The following is a 23,479-nucleotide window of genomic DNA, read 5'->3' on the forward strand; positions in this document are numbered from 1 at the left end:
CCGATCGATCCGTGGGGGAACCGCATGTCCGCAGAACGCACGCCGCCGGCCGGGACGGCCACCGCCAACGGTGTCCCGACGGAAGGACCCGGGCGCAACGCCGCCGGGGCCCCCCGGACGACCCGCCGGCTCACCGGCGTCGACGCCGCCCGCGGGTTCGCCCTCTTCGGCATGGTCGCCGTGCACACGCTTCCCCTCTTCCACGAGGACACCGGGGACCCGACCCTGACCTGGACCCTGTTCGCGGGTCACTCGTCCGCCCTGTTCGCGACCCTGGCCGGGGTGAGCCTGGCCTTCACCACGGGCGGGCGCACCCCGCACACCGGGCGCAGGCGGACCGCCTCCCGGTGGGCGCAGGTCTGCCGTGCCGCGATCATCGCCCTGGTCGGCTTCCTGCTGGGGTTCCTGGTGCTGCCGTGGGACAACATCCTCATCTACTACGGGGTGTTCTTCCTGCTGGCCATCCCCTTCCTCGGCCTGAGGATCCGGTACCTGCTCCTGAGCGCCGGTCTGTTCGCGCTGATCTCGCCCTTCGTCATGCAGTGGTCCCTGGGCTTCCTCCCGGCCCACGTCTACGACAACCCCAGTCTGCTGGACCTCGCGCAGGACCCCGGGGGCGTCGCCGCCCACCTGTTCCTCACGGGCTCCTATCCGGCCCTGCCGTGGATGACGTTCGTGTGCGCCGGCATCGCCCTGGGCCGGATGAACCTGGCGCACCGCCGCGTGCAGGCCGGCCTCGCCGCGGTGGGGGCGGCGCTCGCCGCCGTCACCTGGGCCGCCTCCGACCTCGCGCTGCGTCTGGGCGGCTACGACGCCATCGCCGGGGCCACGCCGTGGATGAGCGAAGAGGAGATCGATGAGATCCTGGTCTTCGGGGCCGACCCGGAGCTGCCGACCACCACGCTGTGGTGGCTGCTCGTGCCCGGCGCGCACTCGAACACTCCGTTCTCGCTGCTCCTGAGCCTGGGCCTCGCGGTGTTCACGCTGGGTGTCTTCCTGCTGCTCCCGCGCGCGGTGGGGAGAGTGCTCATGCCCCTGACGGCCATGGGAGCCATGACCTTCACCCTCTACGTAGCCCACCTGCTGGTCATGTGGCTGGAGCTGTTCTGGGACGCCCCCAGCCTGTGGTTCTGGGGACAGATCGTCGCCTTCGCGCTCGTGGCCGTCCTCTGGCAGCGATACCTGGGCCAGGGCCCGCTGGAGAAGGTGGTCACCCGGTCGACCAAGGCCGTCTCGCGCCGGGTCCTCGCCCGGGACGGGGACGGGGCACGGCCGCCGGCCGCCTGAGCCCGTGCACCGTCAGAGACCCAGCGCGGCCTCGAGCTCGGCGCGGATCCGCCCGAGCCGCTCCTGCGCCTCGGCCCGGGCGGCGGGCAGCGCGGCTCGGCCGGCCACCGGGGCGACCACCTCGAGGTAGCACTTGAGCTTCGGCTCCGTCCCGGAGGGGCGCACGATCACCCGGGTGCCGTCCGCGGTGAGCAGGCGCAGGCCCTCGGTGGGCGGCAGCCCTGTCCCCGGGGCGGCGAGGTCCGCGACCTCGACCACCGCGGAGCCGCCCAGCGCCGCGGGCGGGGCGTCCCGCAGGGCGGCCGCCATGACCGGGATGCGGCTCAGGTCCGCCACCCGGATGCTCAGCTGGTCGGTCGCGTACAGCCCGTGGGCCAGGGCGAGGTCGTCCAGCACGTCCAGCAGGGTCCGGCCCTGCGCGCGCAGCTCGTCGGCGAGCACCGCCACCGCCACGGCCGCACTGATCCCGTCCTTGTCCCGGACCACCTCCGGCGCCACACAGTAGCCCAGCGCCTCCTCGTAGCCGAACGCGAGCCCCGGGACGCGGGCGATCCACTTGAAGCCGGTCAGCGTCTCCTGGTGCGCGATCCCCGCCGCGGCGGCGATCCGCCCCAGCAGGCGGGAGGAGACGATGGAGTTCGCGAACACGGCGCCTTCGCGGCCCGCGCACCGGGCCGCCGCGGCGTGGCCGAGCAGCACGCCCACTTCGTCGCCACGCAGCATCCGCCAGTCCTGCGCCGTGCCCCCGGCGCGGGTCCCGTTCCCTGGCACCGGGACGGCCACGGCCACCCGGTCCGCGTCGGGGTCGTTGGCCAGGACGAGGTCCGCGCCCACGGCGCGGGCGGTGGCCAGGGCCAGGTCCAGGGCGCCGGGCTCCTCGGGATTGGGGAACGCGACCGTGGGGAAGTCCGGGTCCGGCTCCGCCTGCTCCGGGACCACGTGCACGTCGGCGAGACCGGCCCGCCGCAGGGCCTCCGTCGTCGTGCGCCCGCCCACCCCGTGCAGCGGGGTGAGGACCACCCGCAGGGGACGTTCCCCGTCCGCGGACGCGGGGACCACGGCGGGGAGCACGGCGTCGAGGTAGTCCTGCTCGACGCTCGCGGGCAGGACGGTCCACCCGTCCTGCGCCCGGGGGATGTCCTCGACGGGGCCGACGGCCGCGATCCGCTCGGCGATCATCCGGTCGTGCGGGGCCACGATCTGGCAGCCGCGGGCCGCCGGCTCCACGGTCCGGCCGCCGAGGTAGACCTTGTAGCCGTTGTCCGCCGGCGGGTTGTGGCTGGCGGTGACCATGACGCCCACCTCCGCCTCGAGGGCCCGCACCGCCCACGCCAGGACGGGGGTGGGCAGCGGCGCGGGCAGCAGCAGCGTCTCGATGCCGGCGGCTGTGAACACCGCGGCGGTGTCCCGGGCGAAGACCTCGGAGCCGTGCCGGGCGTCGTAGCCGACCACCGCACGGGGGCGCCGGGCGGAGCCCGCCGCGCCGTCCGCCGGGGTCTGCACGGCCAGGACGTGGGCGGCCAGCCCCGCCGCGGCGCGCAGCACCACCACCCGGTTCATCCGCATCGGCCCGGCGCCCAGGGCCGCCCGCAGCCCGGCGGTGCCGAACTGGAGGGTGCCCGAGAAGCGGTCGGCCAGTTCCGCCCGTGCGGCGGCGTCACCGGCGGCGGCCGCCTCGACGAGGGCCTCGAGCTCGGCGCGGGTGGCGGGGTCCGGGTCGGCGGCGCCCCACGCGCGCGCGGCGTCGAGGAGCTGCGGGTCGGTGCGGGGGTCGGTGGTCATGGCGCGGCCTCCTGGGGCGTCCGGTGCGTCGGGGTGCCGGGCCGGGAACCCGTCCCGGCCCGGGGCCGGTCAGAGCTGGGCGACGATGCGGGCGAGCAGTCCGGAGATCCGGGCGCCCGCGGCGCGGCCGGCCTCGAGGACCTCCTCGTGGGAGAGCGGGGTCGCGGAGATCCCGGCGGCCTGGTTGGTCACGAGGGAGATCCCGAAGACCTCCATGCCGGCGTGCCGGGCGGCGATGGCCTCCAGAGCGGTGGACATCCCGACGAGGTCGGCGCCGAGCACCCCGGCCATCCGCACCTCCGCCGGCGTCTCGTAGTGCGGGCCGGGGAACTGCGCGTAGACCCCCTCGTCGAGGGTGGGGTCCACCCCGCGGGCCAGCTCGCGCAGCCGCGGGGAGTACAGGTCGGTGAGATCCACGAACGTGGCGCCCTCGAGCGGGGACCGGCCCGTGAGGTTGAGGTGGTCGCTGATGAGCACCGGGGTGCCGGGGCCCCAGGACGGGTTCAGCCCGCCGCAGCCGTTGGTGAGGATCATGGTGCGGGCCCCGGCGGCGGCCGCGGTGCGCACGCCGTGCACCACGGGGCGCACGCCCCGGCCCTCGTAGTAGTGGGTGCGGGCGCCGATCACCAGCGCGTGCCGGCCCGCGGTGGTGCGCACCGAGCGCAGCGTGCCCACGTGGCCCTCGAGGGCGGGCGGGGTGAAGCCGGGGATCTCCGCGGCCGGGATCTCGGCGACGGTCTCGCCGATCAGATCGGCAGCCTGGCCCCAGCCGGAGCCGAGGGTCAGGGCGATCTCGTGCGTGTCGACCCCGGTGGCCCTGCGGAGGGCGTCCGCGGCCTCCTGGGCGAGTTCGAAGGGGTCGGCCCGGTCAGCGCTGTGCTCTGTGTCCACCCGCCCCAAGCTACCGCATGGTCCCGGGCCGCCCGGCGCGGCCGGGCCGGTTCCGCCGCCGGAGCGGCACCTGCAAGAATGGCCGGGTGACTGCACACAGCGAATTCTCCATCCAGAAGCTCGTCATCATCGGGGGCGGTCCGGGCGGCTACGAGGCCGCCCTGGTCGCCGCCAGCCTCGGGGCGGACGTGACCGTCGTCGAGCGCCAGGGCCTGGGCGGCTCCGCGGTGCTGACGGACGTGGTTCCCTCCAAGACGCTCATCGCCTCCGCCGACGCGATGACCCGCTTCGCCGAGGCCGCGGACCTGGGGGTGCACGTGCGCGGGGGCAGCAAGGACGGGGACGAGATCAACGACCTCGCCGTGGACCTGGAGAAGGTCAACACCCGTCTCCTGCGCCTCGCGGCGTCCCAGTCCCGGGACATCAAGCGCGGGCTCGAGCGGGTGGGGGTGCGCGTGATCGCGGGCACCGGCCGGCTGCTCAGCCCCACCTGCGTGCAGGTCACCACCGACGACGGGCTGGAGTACACCCTCGACGCGCAGGCCGTGCTGCTCGCCGTCGGGGCCTATCCCCGGGAGCTGCCGTCCGCGAAGCCGGACGGGGAGCGGATCTTCAACTGGAAGCAGGTCTACCACCTCACGGAGGTCCCCGAGCACATGATCGTGGTGGGCTCCGGCGTGACCGGCGCGGAGTTCGCCTCGGCCTACCGGGGTCTCGGGGCCGAGGTCACGCTCGTCTCCTCCCGGGACCAGGTGCTGCCCGGCGAGGACGAGGATGCCGCGGCCGTGCTCGAGAGCGTCTTCGAGCGCCGCGGCATGAACGTGCTCAGCCGCTCCCGCGCCGACTCCGTGGAGCGCAGCGAGAACGGGGTGGTCGTCACGCTCTCCGACGGGCGCAAGATCGCCGGCTCGCACTGCCTCGTCGCGGTCGGCGCGATCCCGGCCACCGACGACCTCGGGCTCGAGGAGGTCGGGGTGGCCCGCGCCGAGTCCGGGCACATCAAGGTGGACGGCGTCTCCCGCACCACCGTGCCGGGCGTCTACGCCGTGGGCGACTGCACGGGCGTGCTCCCGCTCGCCTCGGTGGCGGCAATGCAGGGCCGGATCGCCGTGGCGCACCTCATGGGCGACGCCGTCAAGCCGCTGCGCACCCACCTGGTGGCCTCCAACATCTTCACCTCGCCCGAGATCGCGTCCGTGGGCGTGAGCGAGAAGTCCATCGAGGACGGCACCTACCAGGCGGACACCATCATGCTGAAGCTCTCCACCAACCCGCGCGCCAAGATGATGGCGGTCGAGGACGGGTTCGTGAAGATCTTCTCCCGCAAGGGCTCCGGCACGGTGATCGGGGGAGTGGTGGTGGGTCCCCGCGCGTCCGAGCTGATCTTCCCGATCTCCCTGGCCGTCACCCACAAGCTGCACGTCGACGACCTCGCCGACACCTTCACGATCTACCCGTCCCTCACCGGGTCGATCTCGGAGGCGGCCCGGCGCCTGCACGTGCACGTCTGATCCCCGCCGGCACGCACAACGGCCGCATCCCCCGCTGCAGGGGATGCGGCCGTTGCGCGTGCCGGCGCCGACGGGAGCGGGTCAGCGGCGGGTGACGACGTTCTCCATGTCGACGTCCTTGGTCTCCGGGGAGAACCAGAGGGCCACGAGGGTCAGCACGGCGCCGAACGCCAGGTAGAGGCCGACGGAGCCCACGCCGTAGCTCGCGTTGAGGGTGACGGCGACGTACGGGGTGATGGCGGCACCGAGGATCGACGCCGTGTTGTACGCGACGCCGGAGCCGGTGTAGCGCACGTTCGTGGGGAACAGCTCGGGCAGGATCGCGGACATCGAGCCGAAGGTCAGGCCCATCAGGGTCATGCCGACCACGAGGAAGAACAGCACGCGGCCCGTGCTGACGTCCGCACCGGTGCCGACCGCGGCCGGGTCCATGAGCAGGCCGAAGCTCAGCCCGAAGAGCAGGATCACCGAGGTGATGACCAGCTGCGAGCTGCGCCGGCCGAAGCGGTCCGCGACCCACCCGGAGACGGGCACCATGGCGGCGAACAGCAGCACGGCGAGCAGCTGCAGCACCAGGAAGTCCCGGTAGGGGATGCCGAGGCCGCCGTTGGCGGGGCTGCCGATGCCGTAGGAGAGGATCCACGCGGTCATCAGGTAGAAGAGCATGTAGGTGGCGAGCATGATGAACGTGCCCTGGATCATCTGCAGCCACGAGCCCCGGAACGCCTCGACGAGCGGGGTCTGGACCTTCTGCCCCTGGTCCAGGGCCTTCTGGAAGACCGGGGTCTCCTCGAGCTTGAACCGCACGTACAGGCCGACGACCACCATCACCACGGACGCCAGGAACGGCACGCGCCAGCCCCACGTGAGGAACGGGTGGTCGGTGCCCTGCTCGGCGACCGAGACGAAGCCCATCACGATGGTCAGCACCAGGAAGAAGCCGTTGGCCAGGATGAAGCCGAACGGGGCGCCGAGCTGCGGCCACATGGCGGCGCGCGCCCGCTTGCCCTCCTCGGCGTACTCGGTGGCCAGCAGGGCCGCGCCGGACCACTCGCCGCCCAGGCCCAGGCCCTGGCAGAAGCGCAGGATCGTCAGGATGAGCGGGGCCCAGATGCCGATCGAGTAGTAGGTGGGCAGCAAGCCGATGAGGAACGTGGCGACGCCCATGGTCAGCAGGGCGCCGATCAGGGTGGCCTTGCGGCCGATCCGGTCGCCGAAGTGCCCGAAGATCACGGAGCCGATCGGGCGGGCCACGAAGGCCGCGGCGAAGGTCGCCATGGAGGCGAGCAGCTTGGCCGTCTCGTCCTCGCCCGTGAAGAACAGGGCGGGGAACACGGCCACGGCCGCGGTGGCGTAGACGTAGAAGTCGTAGAACTCGATCGTGGTGCCCACGAGGGAGGCCAGGATCACCCGGCTGCGGGGCACGCGGTCGGACAGGGGGAGCGAGGGGGAGGACGCGCCGGCGGCGTCCTGCCCGGTCACCGGAGAGGACATGGGGAAACCTCGGTCGTAGCAGTGGGTGGGGACAAGATCCCGATAGTACGCCCGGCTGTCCGTATAGCGGGTGGCCCGTCTCACATCCTGGAACGACGACGAGGTCGGGGACGCGCTCGACGACGACGCCCCTCCCGGGTGTCGACCGGTCCGGCGGACCGGCCGGTCGACACCCGGGAGGCGGCCGTCACCCGTACCGACGCACCTCGTGGAAGAAGGAGTCGATGGTGTGCAGACCGCCGGTGCCGGCGACCGTGTCGTAGACGTGCTTGCCCACCGCGAGGTCGAGAACGCCCAGGCCGAACGGCGAGAAGACCACGGTCCGGTCCGCCGGCACCTCCACGGTGCCGGTCATGACGTCGTACAGCGTGCCGGCGAGGAAGTCCCGCGAGCCGGTGAGCTGCTCGGTCAGGTGCACGGACGTCTGGGCCTTGAGGCAGTGCTCCACGTCGTCGACGATGTTCGTGGCGGCGAGGATGACCTCGGGCCCGAGGTCACGCAGCGAGATGTGGAGCACGAGCGGGTGGTGCTCGAACCACGACGGGTCGGTGACGTGCGGCTCTCCCGCCGTGGTCGCGAACACGACCAGGTCGCTCGAGCGGATCAACGACTCGGCGTCCTCGTGGACGGTGACCGTGCTCTCGGGCGCGGAGCGCTCGAGGTAGCCGCGGAAGCCCTCGCAGCTGCCCGGCAGCAGGTCGAACACCCCCACCTCGTCGAAGCCCCACCCGGTGTCCGCCAGGAACGCGTGGACGAAGCGGGCGATGAGCCCGACGCCGAAGAAGCCCACCCGCGTGGGGCGCCCCCGCTCCCGGCTGAGCCAGTCCGCGGCCAGGGCCGCGGAGGCGGCGGTCCGGGAGGCGCTGATGATGGAGCTCTCCAGGCAGGCGAAAGGGTAGCCGGTGTCCGGATCGTTGAGGATCAGCACGGCGGAGGCCCTCGGGATGCCGAACTCCACGTTGGTGGGGAAGCTGGAGATCCACTTCAGGCCGTCCACGGCACGGGGTCCCCCCAGGGAGGCGGGCAGCGCGATGATCCGTCCGGTCGGGCGGTCCGGGAACCGCAGGAAGTACGACGGCGGGTTCACCGTCTGTCCGGCGCCGTGCAGCCGGTAGGTGTCCTCCACCAGCGCGACGATCTCGGCCCGGTGCCCCTGCAGCACCTGGTCGACCTCCGCGCCGGAGACGACCGCGAAGGACGGGATGGTCGGCTGCCGTCCGGGGGCGTCCTGCCTGTGGTCCGTGCCGGGTCCGCTGGTCAGTGTCATCGTCCCTCCTCCTTCGAGGCCGTGCCCTGGAGCGACACCGGGTCGCTCATGGCGACGAGGATCTCCCGCTCGCCCTCGTACGGTTCGCGGCTGTGCGCCGTCCGGACGTTGTCGACGAGCATCAGGTCGCCGGCGCGCCACGGCTCGCGCAGCGTGTGCGACTCGTAGATCTCGTTCAGCATGGCCACGACGTCCTCGCCGATGGGGTCGCCGTTGCCGAACGCCGTCGTGAACGGGAGGCCGTCCTCCTCGTACATGTCCATGAGGTACTCGCGGACCTCCGGGTCGATCGTCCACTCGCTGAGGAAGGCGACCTGGTTGAACCAGCAGCGCTCCCCGGTGACGGGGTGACGGACGATCGCGGCGCGGCGCTGACGCGTGCGCAGGCCGCCGTCGGGCTGCCACTCGAGCTCGATCCGGTTCTCCGCGCAGTAGCGTTCGACCGCGGCGCGGTCGTCCGTGCCGAAGGCGTCCGCGACGGAGGCGCCGATCTCGTCGTTGTAGTTGCGGATCAGCATCCAGCCGTCGCGCTCGAACCGCGTGACCAGGTCCGCGGGAAGGGCGCGCAGCACCGCCTGGGAGTCCGCGACACCGGTCACGCCGCCGGCGGCCGGGGCGGTGAGGCAGGCGAGGAGCAGCAGCCCGGGGGCGTGGAGCGTGTAGCTCAGCTCGTGGTGCATGCACATGGGCTGGTTCGCCGGCCAGGTGGCCGAGGAGTACACGCCGGGCGCATAGGAACTGCGGGCGGCGAAGGCCTCCCGCTCGGTCATCAGCTCCGGGCTGACGGCCCGGAAGACGGCGGCGACCTGGTCGGGGTGGGACAGCCCGAGGCCGCGCACGAGGACGGCCCCGTGCCGGACGACGGTCGCCCGCAGTGCGTCACGGTGCTGCTGGGCCCAGGACACCGGGTTGCCCGGGGGAGAGACCAGGGCGGTGGCCGGCGCACCCGGGCGCGCGTCGACGTCGAGCTCCGGAGGTGCGGAGGTGGCGGACATGGTGGTTCCTTCCGGTGGGATCACGGTTGGGCGGGTGAGCCGGCCGCGGCGGACCTGGAGTCCAGCTCCGTGGCGAGGTCGGTGAGGACCGGGTGGCTGAGGAGGTCCTTGAGCGAGACCTTCCGGTCCAGGGCGATGGCGAGGCGGACGGCGGTGAGCGACGTGCCGCCGCGCTCGAAGAAGTGGTCACGGCGGTCGATCCCGTCCTCCGGCACGGCGAGCACGCGCGACCACGCCGCCGCCAGCCACTGTTCGGTGGGGGTGCGCGGAAGCTCGAGCGAGCGGCCCTCGGGCTCGGCGTCCGCCGCCAGCGCGGTGAGGCGCTTGCGGTCGATCTTGCCGTTGGCCGTCAGCGGGAGGGCCGGCTGCCACTGGAACACCTGCGGGACCATGTACCCGGGCAGCGACTGCGCCAGTTGCTCGCGCATCGTGCCGGAGTCCAGTGGCTCGAGGGCATGGTAAAAGGCGACCAGGTGCTTGCCCCGGTCCGGTCGCTCCGCCACGACGACCGCCCCGTCGCGGACTCCGGGAACCCGCAGGAGGGCGTTCTCGATGTCGCCGATCTCGATCCGGAACCCGGAGATCTTGACCTGGTTGTCCCGCCGGCCCAGGTACTCCAGCCTGCCGTCCGGCGACCAGCGACCGAAGTCACCCGCCCGGTAGAGCCGCGCGCCGTCCACATGGGGATCGGCGGAGTACGCCTGTGCCGTCCGCTCCGGGTCGTTGACGTACCCGCGGCCCACGCACACCCCGGAGAAGGCGATCTCGCCCGGTGCTCCGAGCGGCACGAGCCGCTGCCGCTCGTCGAGGAGGTGGATCCGCACGTTCGGGACCGGCCGGCCCAGCGGCACGTGATCGCCCGCCGGCGCGGCGCTCATCACCTCGTGGTTCGTGTCGTCCGAGGTCTCCGTCAGCCCGTAGGCGTTGACGAGCTTGACGTCGGGCAGCACGTCGAACCAGCGGCGGACCAGTTCCTGCTTCAGGGCCTCCCCGGTCGCCGAGACGCTGCGTAGGGAGGGCAGGTCGCGGGGTCTGCCCTCCAGGTAGGCCACCACCGCGTCCAGGTACGAGGGGACGACCTGGAAGACCGCGACCTCGCCCTGTTCCACCGTGTCCACGAACCGCTCGACGTCGAGGATCCGGTCCTGCCCGACGATGAGGGTGCGGCCGCCGACGAGCAGGGCCGAGATCAGCTGCCACAGGGAGATGTCGAAGCACTGGGGGGCGCTCTGGGCCACGACGTCGCCGGGTCCGATCCCCAGGTCCTCGATCTTGGCGTACAGGTGGTTCAGCATCCCGTCGTGCTCGCACATCGCGCCCTTCGGCTCACCCGTGGAGCCCGAGGTGAAGTAGATGTAGGCGAGCTGGTCCGGGCGCACCTCCAGGCCGAGGTCGTGGTCGGCGTGTCCCTCGGCCTCGACAACCTCGAGGTGGAGCTTCGTCACGGCCGGCATCCCGGCCAGCGCTCCGTCCAGCGAGGCGGTGCTGTCGTCCTCGGTCAGCACCGTCCGGCACCCGGCCCGGGTGAGCGTCTTCTCGATCCGGTCGGGCGGGAAGTGCGGTTCGATCGGCAGATAGGCGCCTCCCGCCTTGAGGATGCCGACGACGGCGGCCATCCACTCCAGGTTCCGCTCGGCGACGACCGCCACGACCTCCTCCGCCCGGAGTCCGCGTGCGAGCAGGGCGCGGGCGATCCGGTTGGCGCGCGCGTTGAGCTCCGTGTAGGTCCACCGCCGAGCGTCCTGGACGGCGGCGAGGCGCTCAGGATGCAGCCGGACCCGCTCCTCGAAGATCTCGTGGAAGCGCAGCCGGGGCCGGGGCCGCACGGGCCCGGCCAGCTGCTCGAGCTGGAGGCGCCGCTCCTCCGCAGCGACCAGGTCGGCGTCCGCGGGCTCCGTCTCGGGGCGGGTGACCAGGTGGCGGAGCGCGGTCAGGTGGTAGCCGGCGATCCGAAGGGCGGCACCGGCGTCGAGGACGTCCTGCCGGTACCGCAGGTGGAGCACCTCGTCCCCGGCCGCCTGCCTGGGGGAGACACCGAGCACGACGCCCTCCGGCAGTTCGGAACCGGCGTCCTGGCGGGTGTCGAACACCACCTCGTATCCCGCAGGGGCCGCTCGGCGCGGGGCTTCTCCCTGGTCGGAGTGCCCGGTCTGCCCGGCGCGGGCCCGGACCAGCCGGTCGTGCGCCTCGCGGACCAGGACCCGCCAGGACGGCCGGTCCAGGTCGAGGGTGTACGGCCGGGTGCCCGCCGCGTCCCTGCAGCCGGTGGTGACCTCCTGCTCGCCGGACAGTGCCTGGAGCACCCTTGCGTGGGCGGCCAACCAGATCGTGTCCGGTGCCACCTCCCAGTCCCGGGCCAGGGACCGCACGGCGGTGCTCAGGTCCTCGGGCACGGTTGCCTCGACCTGCGCCTGGTACGACCGGCGGTCGTGCGTCCACCGGGGGATCCGTGTGGGGGCGGCCCCCGGGACGGCGGGACGGTCGTCGGCCGGGGCCGGCGGGTGGTCGGCGACGGCCCGGCAGGTGAGCGCACGGGTGGTGGTCATGACAAGGGCCTTTCGGGAGCGACGGGGGACGTGATGGCGGCACGGGCTTCCTCGGCCGGGTTGCCGGCCCACAGGGACCCCCGAGAGAGGGTGGTTCCCTTCATCACGAAGGAGTCGGTGGCGACGACGACGCCGTCCTCGACGGTCACGCCGTAGTGGACGAGGGCGGCGACGCCGATCGTGACGTCGTCGCCGATGACGTCCTGGTCGGACTTGAACATGCCGTCCTCCTGGGAGTGGCACTGGATGTTGGTGCCGGCGTTCAGCGTGCAGCGCGAGCCGATCGACACGAGGCTCCGCTCGGGGATCGAGCAGCCGTCGTCGAAGACCCGGCTCCCCATCCGCACTCCGAGCCGTCGCCAGATGAACGGCTTGAAGGCCGTCCCGTTGAGCATGTTCATGCGGAGGTTGACGATCTGCAGCTTCCAGTACCGCTCGTGCCACCAGAAGTACGGGTGGTAGATGGAGCAGAGCTGGGGTTGAAGTCCCCGGAACCGCGTCATGACGTTCTCGATCACGATGGGGACCAACAGCCCGACCACGAGCATCACGACGAACGACGCGGAGAGGGCCAGGACACCGAACCGGTCGGACAGCTCGAGGGCGGCGAACACGGCCAGCATGGCCAGCGACGCGTTGAGCCACCGCACCATCAGGAAGAGAGCCATCGTGCGCAGGTTGTGATTGTTCTTGGCCGAGAGGGACCGCTGGAAGCGGGCCGGGTCGGCGTGCTCCTCGAGCGGGGCGTCCCGCAGGACCGAACGGGGGATCTCGAACGCCGGCGACCCGAGCAGCCCTACGTCGTGGCGCACCGGGCCGTCGACGGGGACCATCACCTTGGTCGCGAGCAGACAGTTCTCCCCGGTCCTGGCCCCGGCCGGGTAGAGCACGAAGTTCCCGAGGAAGTTGTGCGCGCCGATCGCGACCGGACTGATCTTGAAGGACGTCGCCGAGTAGTCGGTGTTCATGAACGACACCCCGTCGGCGATCATCGTGCCGGTGCCGATCGTCGACAGGTACGGGTTGTCGTGCTTGAACAGCGTGCCCAGGTTCGAGCCCGTCTGCTGCAGCTGAGGCTGCTGGTACCCGATGGCACGGACGTAGTTCACGACGTAGGAGCTGTCGCCGAAGAGGGTCCCGAGCATGGGCCTGTTGGTCAGCCTCTCCACGCCCCGCTCGGCCGCGTGCTGCAGTCCGAACAGCGGGTACACCGTGTCCGGCTTCAGCAAGAGCTGGAGCACCCGTGGAACGGTCGTCGTGACGACCAGCATCACGATCGTTCCGCCGAGGACGCCCACGCCGGCGAAGGCGACGGCGTCGGCGTAGAAGACCCAGTTGGTGAACGCGTGCGGATGCGATTCCAGGAGCGCGGCCACGCGGGGGAACGCCAGGACAGCCAGGATCAGGGTCAGCCCCACCATGACGCGGCCAAGTGCGAGCGTGGCCACCAGCTGTGCCGCGGCATACACGGCGCGCCGTCCCGGGCGGTAGGGTGCCGGGGCCACCGTGGCGAAGTCCGTCTCGGTGGGCCTGCCCGGCGAGCCGTGCCAGTGCTTGCCCTCGGGCACGGCCTGGCCGGTGTACAGCGTGGACCGGTGGCCCAGCTGGGAACCGTCCCCCATCGTCGTGCCGATGTCCAGGACGCTGCCCTCGCCGACGATCACGTCCCGGCCCAGTGTCACGGCGCCGGTCTGGATGACTCCGCCGTGGGCTCGGTAGCCGTTGGCGTACACGTCCTTGCGGATCACGGTCCCGTCCCCGATCGTGATCAAGTCGGTGCACACCGGCAGGTGAGTGGTCAGGATCGTCACGTTGCGCCCGACCTTGGCGCCCATGGCCCGCAGATAGAGAGGGGTCAGCGGGGAACCGGTCATCAGGGCGAGGGGGCAGGTGCGCATGACGGTCTTGACCGTCCAGAACCGGAAGTAGGCCAGGCTCCAGATCCGGATCTCCCCGGACCGGAAGCGCCCGAGAAGGATCCACTTCGCCGCGACCGGCAGGATGCACAGCAGCAGGAACGTCGCCGCGCCGAGGGCGACCGACCGCAGGTAGAGCTCCCCGAAGCCCATCCCATGGCCCACCCAGTGGTGGTTGCCCGGCCCTGCGGCCGGGAACACCCACAGGTACCCCAAGACCGCGACCGCGCCGGCGAGCAGGCAGTAGCCGAGATAGACGAGCACCTGCAGGGTGCCACAGGCGAGGTACTCCCACGTCCGCGCGTCCATGGGCGGCGGTGTCGTCTGCACGGAGGCCACGACGGGATCAGGCTCCTGCGGCTGGTCCTGTTCCACGGGGCCCTGCAGCACCGCGGCGAGGGCGGCGATGTTCGGATGGCTGTAGACGTCCTTCATGGACACCGCCGGCAGGTCCGGCTGCTTGCGCACCCGGGCGCAGAACCGCGCCATGACCAGGGAGTCCGCGCCCAGGTCGGCGAAGAAGTCGGCGTCCACCGGCACCCGGTCCACGCCCAGCACCCCGGTCAGCACCTCGACCAGCCGGTCTCGCACGGCCGCCGGCACCGGCTCCGGCGGAGCCAGGGCCCCGGCCAGCGCCGTGATCGTCGGATGCTGGTAGATGTCCTTCATGGACACCGCCGGCAGGTCGGACTGCTTGCGCACCCGGGCGCAGAAGCGCGCCATCACCAGGGAGTCCGCGCCCAGGTCGGCGAAGAAGTCGGCGTCCACGGGGATGTCGTCCTGCTGCACCACCGAGGCGAGGAGAGCGGCCAGCCGGCGCTCGAGCGGCAGGCCCGCACCGGTCCTCTCGAGGGCCGGTGCGGACGGAGGCTCGCGCCTGGTGGGGACCGAGATCGGGGGGAGGGGAGACGCCGGGAGGGCGTCGGCGAGCTTCTTCACTGCGAGAGACTCCTCGGGGAGGAGGTGGCCGCGGAACCGGTCACCGGTGTGGTTGCCGCCTGCCGACGCCATGACACCTGGTGGTGCGGACGGCTCAGAGCGGCTGTCGAGTCGGAGCCGGCGAGCGCCTCGGCCCCGAAGTGGTCGAGGACCCAGTCCGGCTGGTAGATGGTGTCCAGGTACGGGCGGCCCAGGTCCGGGGAGATGGCCACCGCGGTGACGTCCTCGGCGTGGTGGGCCGCGAGCCACGTCATGGCGCCGTGGACCACGGTCCCGGTGGAGCCGCCGAGCAGGAACCCTCGCCCGGCCAGGCGGTGGCAGGTGCGCACCGTGTCCAGCTCCTCGACCATCACCACGTCGTCGATCAGGGACTCGTCGAGCTGGGGCGGCCGCACGCTCATGCCGAGCCCGGGGATCAGACGGGTGGCCGGCGGGCGACCGAACGAGACCGAGCCGACGGCGTCCACCGCGACGATCCGGACGTCGGGCCGGTGCTCCTTGAAGTACCGCGCGCAGCCCATCAGCGTGCCCGTGGTTCCGGCCCCCACGAACAGCACCTCGAGCTCGGGGAACTGGGCCTCGATCTCGGGGGCGGTCCAGCGGTAGTGCGCTCCCCAGTTGCCAGGGTTGGTGTACTGGTTGAGCCAGACGTACCGCTCGTCGGACCTGCACAGCTCCCGGACGTGGTTGAGGCGGGCGCCGAGGAAGCCGTCGACGGGGTCCGGCTCGGTGACCAGGTCGACGTGCGCCCCGAGCGACTCCATGAGCTGCCGGGTCGCGGGGTTGCAGCGCGGGTCGATCACGCACACGAAGCTGTATCCCTTGCTGGCGGCGATCATGCTGAGCGCGACGCCGAGGTTCCCGGAGGAGGACTCCACGAGCACGGAGCCGGGGCCGACCCGTCCTTCCCGCTCGGCCCGCTCGACCATCTCCCTGGCGGGCTTGAGCTTGATCGAGCCGGCGAAGTTGAACCCCTCGATCTTCAGGTAGAGGTGGCGGCTCAGCACGCCCTCCAGATCGATGAACAGACTCTCCTCGTTGAACAGGTGCGGAGCCTTGATGATGGACATAGTGTTCCTCGTTCTCTCGCCGTGCGCTCGATCCGTGAGGAGGGCGCGGGGACGGCTTTTTGCATTCGGGTCGGCTCGTAGCTCGGCTGACGGGCACCGCAAGGACCCTCTTCTCGGCATGCCGGTCGACGAGGGCTCCGTCCTGCGGGGCGCGGCCCCGACGAATCGGTGCAACGCTGCGCTGCGGGCCCGGAGCGATCGACGGCTGTGAGTCCCCCACTCGCGGCAGGAGCCGCAGGACAGTGGTGCCAGCCGCGAAGGCGGCGGTCGTGATTGCTCAGGTGGTTCTTCTCATGGGTCTGTCCCATCCGGTGGAGAAGCGAGATCCGCTTCGCGACTGGTGCTGGCCCCTGGCGCGTTCCCCCGAACGCCCGTTGAGCTCTGTGTATGGTTCGACGTCACCAACGTAGGCCCAGGTCAGGGGGCCTCGACCAACATTTGCGAAGATGACGGACACGATTCGGACACGGCCCCGTCGGGGGCCCGGCCGATCGCGGAACCGGCTCTCCTTGTCAGCGCAGGAATCCGGGTACTGGCAACGGCACGTGACGGATGATCCTGACGTGATGGAGTGCTGGGTCCGGAAGGTGCTCCGCTCCGGGATCTCGAGGAAGCACGGCACAGGGCGAGTGAGTTGTTCGCCGCTCCTGCCGGACCATGTTTCCCGGAGGGGGCCCGACATGCTTCAAGGATGGCCGACGGGTCGGACGCTGTAGTCGGCCTCCGGGTGGAGAAATCCTGTCCACCCGTGGTTGTACGCGGTGACGGTCACGGGACGCGGACGGTCAGCGCCGCCCGCGACTCCGCACGCTCCGGACCGGGGGCCGGTGGAAGAGCCAGGTCCAGGATCCGCCACCCGGCCACGGGCCGCCCCGGGACGGGACCCGCCCCGACCTCGTCGATGGAGGGCTCGCGGAACAGTCCGGAGCCCATGGCCTTGAGCAGGGACTCCTTGCGCGCCCACACCGTGGTCACGGCGGCCGGCCGGTCCGCGGCGGGCAGGGCCCGCAGTGCGATGATCTCGGCGGGGTGGAGCAGGGGGACCACCTGCTCGGCGGCGACCGGGTCCTGGAGGCGCTCGACGTCCACCCCCACCTCGCGCTCGGCGGTGGCCACGAGCACCTGGTCGCCGCTGTGCGAGAGGGAGAAGCACACGGCGTGGTCCTCGAGCCGCGGCTTGGGCCGGGGCCCCGCGGCGGGAACGGGCGGTCCCAGGCGCAGCGAGGCCGGGTCCGCGCCGGTGCGGGCGGCGAGCTCGTGGCGCAGCACGCAGTGGGCGACCACGAACCGCCGCCGGTCGCTCTCGTGGCGGAACGCCGCGGCCCGGGCCCGCTCATCCTCGTCCAGGCAGTCCCGGACCGAGTCCGCCCAGCCGGCCAGCGGGGCCACGCGGGCGAGCACCACCCGCACGTCCGCGGGGGCGCCCGGCACCGGCAGCTCGACCGTGCCGGGCACGCCCGGCGGGAGCGTTGTCACGACGACGGGCTCACCGGGAGCGGCCGGGCGCGGCGCACGCCTCGAGGTCCTCGAGCAGGCGGTGCCGGTTCTCGGCGAGCGGGTGGTGGCCGCCGGGGTACTCGCGCCGCTGCACGGCCCCGGTGCTGACGGGACGCCAGGCGTCCATGCCGGCGGCGTCCACCGTGTGGTCCTCGCTGCCGCGCAGCAGCAGCAGGGGCGCCTCGACCGGGGCGGGGAGCCGGTCGTGGGCCATCGAGACCAGCAGGTCCGCGCGCAGGGCGGGCAGCTGCAGGGCCAGCAGCTCGGGGTTCGCCAGCACCGCCTCGGGGGTGCCGCCGAGCCGCCGCAGCCACCGGGCGAGCGCCTCGTCCGCGTCCGGGTCCTGCGGGTCGAGGCCGGCCCGCAGGTCCTCGTCCCCGTCGTCCGCCGCGTCCACGGCGCCCGGGGCGGTCTTCGCGGAGAGCGCGAGCAGCGACACCCGGATCCCCTCCCGGTGCTCGAGGAGCGAGGCGAGCTCGGCCGCGACGGAGGCGCCCATGCTGTGGCCCAGGACCACGAGCGGGACGTCCGAGGCCGCCCACGGCGCGCCGGCGACGGCCTCGGCCGCCTCCGCGGCGAGGGCGGCGACCGAGGGCGCCGGCGGCTCCCGGAAGCGGCTCTCCCGGCCGGGGTACTGGACGCCGAGGACGTGCACGTCCTCGCGGACGAGGAACCGCCAGTACCCGGCGGCCGCGCCCGAGGGCGGGCAGCAGAGCACCCGCAGCCGCGGCGTCCGGGCGGGGGCGCCGCTGCGCAGCCGGTCCTGCGCGGAGAGGTCCACGAGGCAGCGCCCGGGGGCGCCGGTCGGTCGGGTGCTCATCGGGGCCGGGCCGCCCGCCTCAGGAGATGGTCGCCAGAACGGCGCCGGCGGAGACGGTGTCCCCGGGGCTGACGGACAGCCCCGAGACCGTGCCCGACTTGTGGGCGGTCAGCGGCTGCTCCATCTTCATGGCCTCGAGCACCAGCACGAGATCGCCCTCGGCCACCTCGTCCCCGTTGTCCACCGCGATCTTCACGATGGTCCCCTGCATCGGGGAGCTCAGGCTGTCGCCGCTCGCCGCGGCGGTGCCGCCGCCGCGGGCGGAGCGGGACTTGCGGGGCTTGGCCGCGGCCCCGTTGGGCTTGGCCGTGCCGGGCAGGGCGGGCAGGACCACCTCGAGGCGCTTGCCGGAGACCTCGACGACGATCGCCTGGCGCTCCTCGGCCTCGGGCCCGGCCTGCGGGACGCCCTCGAAGGGCGGGATGGTGTTGTCGAACTCCGTCTCGATCCACCGCGTGTGCACGGAGAAGGGGGCGCCGTCCGCGGGGGCGAACGCGGGATCGGCGACGACGGCGCGGTGGAAGGGGACCACGGTGGGCATGCCCTCGATGCGCAGCTCCGCCAGCGCCCGGCGGGAGCGCTCGAGCGCCTGCTGCCGGGTGGCCCCGGTGACGATCAGCTTGGCGAGCATGGAGTCGAAGTTCCCGCCCACGGTCTCGCCGGCCTGCACACCGGAGTCCACGCGCACGCCGGGACCGCCGGGCAGGCCGAGGGCGGCGATGGTGCCGGGGGAGGGCATGAAGTGCCGTCCCGGGTCCTCGCCGTTGATGCGGAACTCGATCGAGTGGCCGCGGACCTCCGGGTCGTCGTAGCCGAGGGCCTCGCCGCGGGCCAGCCGGAACTGCTCCCGCACCAGGTCGATGCCCGTGACCTCCTCGGACACGGGGTGCTCCACCTGCAGGCGGGTGTTGACCTCCAGGAACGTGATCGTGCCGTCCTGGCCCACCAGGAACTCGCACGTGCCCGCGCCCTGATAGCCGGCCTCGCGCAGGATCGCCTTCGAGGAGGCGTAGAGCAGGCGGTTCTGCTCCTCGGACAGGAACGGCGCCGGCGCCTCCTCCACGAGCTTCTGGTTGCGCCGCTGCAGGGAGCAGTCGCGGGTGGAGACGACCACCACGTTGCCGTGGGCGTCGGCCAGGCACTGGGTCTCGACGTGCCGCGGGGCGTCCAGGAAGCGCTCCACGAAGCAGTCGCCGCGGCCGAACGCCGCGGTGGCCTCGCGCACGGCGGACTCGTAGAGCTCCGGGATGTCGTCGCGGTTGCGGACCACCTTGATGCCGCGGCCGCCGCCGCCGAAGGCGGCCTTGATGGCCAGGGGCAGCCCGTGCTCGTCGGCGAACGCGAGGACCTCCTCGGCGGAGCCGACCGGGTCGGTGGTGCCGGGGACCTGCGGGGCGCCGACCTTCTCCGCGATGTGGCGGGCGGCCACCTTGTCGCCGAGCTTGGCGATGGCCGCGGGCGGGGGCCCGATCCAGGTCAGTCCGGCCTCGAGTACGGCGAGGGCGAACTCGGCGTTCTCGGACAGGAAGCCGTAGCCGGGGTGCACGGCGTCGGCTCCCGAGCGGGCGGCGACGTCGAGGATCTTGTCGATCACCAGGTACGAGTCCGCGGCGGTGGACCCGCCGAGCCCGTACGCCTCGTCCGCCGTGCGGGCGTGCAGGGCGTCCCGGTCCGGGTCGGCGTACACGGCCACGGAGGCGATGCCCTCGTCGCGGGCGGCGCGGATCACGCGCACCGCGATCTCGCCGCGGTTGGCGACGAGCACCTTGGTGATGGGGCGGATGGCGCCGTCCGCGGGGTTCTTACCGGTCACGTCTCACTCCTTGTCGAATCCTCCGATGCACTGTATTCCCCGTCGTGAGCAATCGCCCAACCACCCGGCGGCGGACCGGAAATGCGACGCCGTTTCTGTAGGAGTCCTACAAAGCGCAGACCGGTTCCGGCGGGGAGCGGTTCTCAGCGGCCGGCGGTCCACAGCTCGGGCACGCCGACGCCCGCCCGGCCGAGCAGCGTGCGCAGGGTACTGAGGCTCAGGCCGACGACGGCGTGCACGTCGCCCTCCACCCGCTCCACGAACGCCGCGCCGAGCGAGTCGATGGTGAAGGACCCGGCCACCTCCAGGGGCTCGCCGGTGGCCACGTAGGCCGCGACCTCGTCGTCGGACATCTGCGCGAAGAACACCTCGGCGCTGGCGGGCGCGCCGCCGCTCCAGCCGCTCCCGCCGTCCGCCGGGCTCCGCGTGTCCACGAGCCAGTGGCCCGTGTGGAGCACCCCCGAGCGCCCGCGCATGGCCCGGATCCGGGCGGTCGCCGTCGCGGCGTCCAAGGGCTTGCCGTGCACCTCGCCGTCGAGCTCGAAGACCGAGTCGCAGCCCACCACGAGGGCGCCGGCGGCCTCGGGCAGCGCCGCCACGGCCTCCGCCTTGGCCCGGGCCAGGACCATCGCGGTCTCCTCGGCGCCGGTCACCCCGCGCTCCCGGACCACGGCGTCCTCGTCCACGTCGGAGACGAGCCGGTCGTGGCCGATCCCGGCGTCGGCCAGCAGCTTGGTGCGGGCGGGGGAGCGGGAGGCGAGGACGAGGCGGGGAGTCACCGTCCCAGGATACGCAGGCCGTGCGCGCGAGGGCCGCGCTGCGCCCCTCGCCCACGCGCGAGGGGCCGCGTCCTGCTGATGAGACGTTCTCCCACCGACAGGACGCGACCCCTCACGATCGCCCGGGACGGGACGCGACACCTCGCGTCCGCCCGGATCAGTACTCGACGACCACGCGGCCCTCGATCTTGCCCTTCTCCATCTCGTCGAGGATCGCGTTGACGTCCTCGAGCGGACGGGTGCTGTAGGTCGGGTGGATCAGACCGCGAGCGTAGAAGTCGAGGGCCTCGACCATGTCCTGGCGCGTGCCCACGATGGAGCCGCGGATGGTCAGGCCCTTGAGCACGATGTCGAAGATCGGCGCCGGGAAGTCCCCGGGCGGCAGGCCGTTGAACACGATCGTCCCGCCGCGGCGGACCATGCCGATCGCCTGGCCGAACGCGGCCGGGTGCACGGCGGTCACCAGCACGGCGTCCGCACCGCCCGGGATCTGCGCGAGCACGGCCTCGGCCGGGTCCTCCGCGAACGCGTTGACGGTGATCTCCGCGCCGTGCTTGCGTGCGAGGGCCAGCTTGTCGTCGGCGACGTCGACCGCCGCGACCCGCAGGCCCATGGCCACCGCGTACTGCACGGCCAGGTGCCCCAGGCCGCCGATGCCGGAGATCACCACCCACTCCCCAGGCCGCGCCTCGGTCATCTTCAGGCCCTTGTAGACGGTGACCCCGGCGCACAGCACCGGCGCCACCTCGTACGGGTCGGCGCCCGCGGGGATCTGCGCGGCGAAGCGGGCGTCGACCAGCATGTACTGGCCGAAGGACCCGTCGATGCTGTAGCCGCCGTTGACCTGCTCCTCGCACAGCGTCTCCCAGCCGGTGCGGCAGTTGCGGCAGTGCCCGCACGCCGAGGCCAGCCAGGCGTTGCCCACGAGGTCGCCCTCCTGCACCTCCGTGACGCCCGGGCCGAGGGCCACGACCGTGCCCACGCCCTCGTGGCCCGGGACGAAGGGCGGGGTGGGCTGGACCGGCCAGTCGCCGTGGGCGGCGTGCAGGTCGGTGTGGCACACACCGGTCGAGATCAGCTTGACGAGGACCTGGCCGGGGCCGGGTTCGGGGACCGGGAGGTCCTTGACCTCCAGGGGCTGCCCGAAGGCGGTGACGACGGCGGCGGTCATGGTGCCGGGGACCGCGGTGGCCGCGGACTCCTGGACGGTCGGGGCTTGCTGGGCGTTCATGGTGCTCCTCCTGGAACGGGACGGACGGTCGGGACGGGTGAGGGTGGTTTAGAAGAAGCCCTGGGCATCCTCGGAGTAGGAGACCAGCAGGTTCTTGGTCTGCTGGTAGTGGTCCAGCATCATGAGGTGGTTCTCGCGGCCGATGCCCGAGGACTTGTAGCCGCCGAACGCGGAGTGGGCGGGGTAGTTGTGGTACTGGTTCACCCACACGCGCCCGGCCTGGATGTCGCGGCCGGCGCGGTAGGCCAGGTTTCCGTTGCGGGCCCAGACCCCGGCGCCGAGGCCGTAGAGGGTGTCGTTGGCGGTGGCCATGGCGTCGGCGTAGTCGGCGAAGCGGGTGACCGACAGGACGGGCCCGAAGATCTCCTCCTGGAAGATGCGCATCGAGTTCTCGCCCTCGAACACCGTGGGGGAGACGTAGAAGCCCTCGGCGAGGTCCCCGTCCAGGACGTTGCGCTCGCCGCCCACGAGGACCTTCGCGCCCTCCTGCCGGCCGATGTCGATGTAGGAGAGGATCTTCTGCAGCTGGTCGTTGGAGGCCTGCGCCCCGACCTGGGTGTCGAGGTCCAGCGGGTTGCCCTGGACCATTCCCTTGACCCGCTCGACGCCGTCCGCCAGCAGCCGGTCGTAGATCGAGCCCTGGATCAGGGCCCGCGAGGGGCAGGTGCAGACCTCGCCCTGGTTGAGGGCGAAGAACGCGAAGCCCTCCAGCGCCTTGTCGTAGAAGGAGTCCTGGGCCGCGGCGACGTCCTCGAAGAAGATGTTCGGGGACTTCCCGCCCAGCTCGAGGGTCACCGGGATGATGTTCTGGGACGCGTACTGCATGATGAGCCGGCCGGTGGTGGTCTCCCCGGTGAAGGCGATCTTGCGGATCCGCGGGCTCGAGGCCAGCGGCTTGCCGGCCTCCACGCCGAAGCCGTTGACCACGTTGACCACGCCCGGGGGCAGGATGTCCGCGAGCAGCTCCATGAGCACCATGATCGAGGCCGGGGTCTGCTCGGCCGGCTTGAGCACCACGGCGTTGCCCGCGGCCAGGGCCGGGGCGAGCTTCCACACGCCCATGAGGATCGGGAAGTTCCAGGGGATGATCTGCCCGACCACCCCGAGGGGCTCGTGGAAGTGGTAGGACGTGGTGTTGTCGTCGAGCTGGGAGAGGGTGCCCTCCTGGGCGCGGATCGCCCCGGCGAAGTAGCGGAAGTGGTCGATGGCCAGGGCGATGTCCGCGTTGATGGTCTCGCGCACGGGCTTGCCGTTGTCCCAGGTCTCGGCCACGGCGAGCATCTCGAGGTTCTGCTCCATCCGGTCGGCGACCCGGTGCAGCACCAGCGCCCGCTCCGCGACCGGGGTCTTGCCCCAGGCCGGGGCGGCGGCCCACGCGGCGTCGAGCGCGGCGTCGATGTCCTCGGCGGTGCCGCGGGCCACCTCCGTGAAGGGCTTGCCGTTGACCGGGGAGATGTTCTCGAAGTACCTGCCCTGCACGGGCGGGACCCACTGTCCGCCGATCCAGTGCTCGTAGCGGGGCTTGAAGGTGACCTTCGAGCCCTCGGTGCCGGGCTGCGCGTAGACGGTGGTGAGGGACTGGGTTTCAACGCTCATGGTGACCTGCTCCTGGTGCGTGACGGTGCGTGTGGCACGGGTGCG

16 protein-coding genes are annotated in these 23,479 nt (G+C 72.4%); 2 read left to right on the forward strand and 14 right to left on the reverse strand.

Translation table 11 applies throughout. From position 1 onward, the window contains the following. Positions 1 to 24 precede the first annotated feature (24 nt). A complete protein-coding gene (locus RF640_RS05290) occupies positions 25 to 1,287 on the forward strand; it encodes a heparan-alpha-glucosaminide N-acetyltransferase domain-containing protein (RefSeq protein WP_368826989.1) in 1,263 nt (420 codons plus the stop codon). A 12-nt stretch (positions 1,288 to 1,299) separates the two neighbouring features. On the opposite strand, the gene RF640_RS05295 is transcribed toward RF640_RS05290, so the two are convergent. Together RF640_RS05295 and RF640_RS05300 are read right to left on the reverse strand one after the other, a co-directional pair. After that, positions 1,300 to 3,069 carry a phospho-sugar mutase gene (locus RF640_RS05295; RefSeq protein ID WP_272026977.1) on the reverse strand — a complete coding sequence of 590 codons (1,770 nt, stop codon included), beginning with the start codon at positions 3,067 to 3,069 and terminating at the stop codon, positions 1,300 to 1,302. Positions 3,070 to 3,138: 69 nt separating this feature from the next. Next, positions 3,139 to 3,960, reverse strand: a complete 822-nt coding sequence (locus RF640_RS05300; RefSeq protein ID WP_368826992.1) for a purine-nucleoside phosphorylase — start codon at positions 3,958 to 3,960, stop codon at positions 3,139 to 3,141. Positions 3,961 to 4,046: 86 nt separating this feature from the next. On the opposite strand from RF640_RS05300, the gene RF640_RS05305 reads away from it, so the two are divergent. Then, positions 4,047 to 5,471 carry an NAD(P)H-quinone dehydrogenase gene (locus RF640_RS05305; protein WP_017834223.1) on the forward strand — a complete coding sequence of 475 codons (1,425 nt, stop codon included), beginning with the start codon at positions 4,047 to 4,049 and terminating at the stop codon, positions 5,469 to 5,471. 81 nt (positions 5,472 to 5,552) lie between these two features. Here RF640_RS05305 and RF640_RS05310 read toward each other — a convergent pair whose 3' ends face one another. From RF640_RS05310 to RF640_RS05365, 12 genes are all read right to left on the reverse strand, one after another. After that, on the reverse strand, positions 5,553 to 6,965 hold the full coding sequence (locus tag RF640_RS05310; protein WP_336650033.1) for an MFS transporter: 1,413 nt from the start codon (positions 6,963 to 6,965) through the stop codon (positions 5,553 to 5,555). 187 nt (positions 6,966 to 7,152) lie between these two features. After that, entirely contained in the window at positions 7,153 to 8,232 is a 1,080-nt protein-coding gene (gene sbnB, locus RF640_RS05315) for a 2,3-diaminopropionate biosynthesis protein SbnB (protein ID WP_052132900.1), read from the reverse strand. Next, positions 8,229 to 9,227, reverse strand: a complete 999-nt coding sequence (locus RF640_RS05320; protein ID WP_368826996.1) for a TauD/TfdA family dioxygenase — start codon at positions 9,225 to 9,227, stop codon at positions 8,229 to 8,231. Before RF640_RS05320 ends, sbnB begins: the two co-directional genes overlap by 4 nt. Positions 9,228 to 9,247: 20 nt before the next feature. Beyond that, a complete protein-coding gene (locus tag RF640_RS05325; protein WP_368826998.1) occupies positions 9,248 to 11,773 on the reverse strand; it encodes an amino acid adenylation domain-containing protein in 2,526 nt (841 codons plus the stop codon). Next, positions 11,770 to 14,628 carry a Pls/PosA family non-ribosomal peptide synthetase gene (locus RF640_RS05330; RefSeq protein WP_368827000.1) on the reverse strand — a complete coding sequence of 953 codons (2,859 nt, stop codon included), beginning with the start codon at positions 14,626 to 14,628 and terminating at the stop codon, positions 11,770 to 11,772. The genes RF640_RS05325 and RF640_RS05330 overlap by 4 nt, the downstream gene beginning before the upstream one ends. After that, positions 14,625 to 15,698: a 2,3-diaminopropionate biosynthesis protein SbnA gene (gene sbnA / locus RF640_RS05335; protein WP_336650029.1), complete on the reverse strand. Its 1,074-nt coding sequence runs from the start codon at positions 15,696 to 15,698 to the stop codon at positions 14,625 to 14,627. The genes RF640_RS05330 and sbnA overlap by 4 nt, the downstream gene beginning before the upstream one ends. Positions 15,699 to 16,466: 768 nt before the next feature. Continuing rightward, entirely contained in the window at positions 16,467 to 17,174 is a 708-nt protein-coding gene (locus RF640_RS05340) for a 4'-phosphopantetheinyl transferase superfamily protein (RefSeq protein WP_136341504.1), read from the reverse strand. Between the two features lie 10 nt (positions 17,175 to 17,184). Then, positions 17,185 to 18,015 carry a thioesterase II family protein gene (locus RF640_RS05345; protein ID WP_368827002.1) on the reverse strand — a complete coding sequence of 277 codons (831 nt, stop codon included), beginning with the start codon at positions 18,013 to 18,015 and terminating at the stop codon, positions 17,185 to 17,187. A gap of 19 nt (positions 18,016 to 18,034) precedes the next feature. Then, positions 18,035 to 19,828 (reverse strand): biotin carboxylase N-terminal domain-containing protein, encoded by a 1,794-nt coding sequence (locus RF640_RS05350; RefSeq protein WP_368827004.1) that lies wholly within the window; start codon positions 19,826 to 19,828, stop codon positions 18,035 to 18,037. A 143-nt stretch (positions 19,829 to 19,971) separates the two neighbouring features. Next, positions 19,972 to 20,607, reverse strand: a complete 636-nt coding sequence (locus RF640_RS05355; RefSeq protein WP_035926461.1) for a nucleoside triphosphate pyrophosphatase — start codon at positions 20,605 to 20,607, stop codon at positions 19,972 to 19,974. Between the two features lie 157 nt (positions 20,608 to 20,764). Beyond that, on the reverse strand, positions 20,765 to 21,838 hold the full coding sequence (gene adhP / locus RF640_RS05360) for an alcohol dehydrogenase AdhP (RefSeq protein ID WP_017834229.1): 1,074 nt from the start codon (positions 21,836 to 21,838) through the stop codon (positions 20,765 to 20,767). Positions 21,839 to 21,886: 48 nt separating this feature from the next. Further along, entirely contained in the window at positions 21,887 to 23,434 is a 1,548-nt protein-coding gene (locus tag RF640_RS05365) for an aldehyde dehydrogenase family protein (protein ID WP_035926457.1), read from the reverse strand. Positions 23,435 to 23,479 lie beyond the last annotated feature (45 nt).

The sequence above is a fragment of the Kocuria sp. CPCC 205231 genome (assembly GCF_040980965.1).
GTDB lineage: Bacteria > Actinomycetota > Actinomycetes > Actinomycetales > Micrococcaceae > Kocuria > Kocuria rosea.

What these genes read in the sequence shown, in the direction of transcription:
- RF640_RS05290 (WP_368826989.1), top strand. Translation starts at nt 25, where the DNA reads ATGTCCGCAGAACGCACGCCGCCGGCCGGGACGGCCACCGCCAACGGT.
- RF640_RS05295 (WP_272026977.1), bottom strand. Translation starts at nt 3,069, where the DNA reads ATGACCACCGACCCCCGCACCGACCCGCAGCTCCTCGACGCCGCGCGC.
- RF640_RS05310 (WP_336650033.1), bottom strand. Translation starts at nt 6,965, where the DNA reads ATGTCCTCTCCGGTGACCGGGCAGGACGCCGCCGGCGCGTCCTCCCCC.
- sbnB (WP_052132900.1), bottom strand. Translation starts at nt 8,232, where the DNA reads ATGACACTGACCAGCGGACCCGGCACGGACCACAGGCAGGACGCCCCC.
- RF640_RS05320 (WP_368826996.1), bottom strand. Translation starts at nt 9,227, where the DNA reads ATGTCCGCCACCTCCGCACCTCCGGAGCTCGACGTCGACGCGCGCCCG.
- RF640_RS05325 (WP_368826998.1), bottom strand. Translation starts at nt 11,773, where the DNA reads ATGACCACCACCCGTGCGCTCACCTGCCGGGCCGTCGCCGACCACCCG.
- sbnA (WP_336650029.1), bottom strand. Translation starts at nt 15,698, where the DNA reads ATGTCCATCATCAAGGCTCCGCACCTGTTCAACGAGGAGAGTCTGTTC.
- RF640_RS05345 (WP_368827002.1), bottom strand. Translation starts at nt 18,015, where the DNA reads ATGAGCACCCGACCGACCGGCGCCCCCGGGCGCTGCCTCGTGGACCTC.
- adhP (WP_017834229.1), bottom strand. Translation starts at nt 21,838, where the DNA reads ATGAACGCCCAGCAAGCCCCGACCGTCCAGGAGTCCGCGGCCACCGCG.
- RF640_RS05365 (WP_035926457.1), bottom strand. Translation starts at nt 23,434, where the DNA reads ATGAGCGTTGAAACCCAGTCCCTCACCACCGTCTACGCGCAGCCCGGC.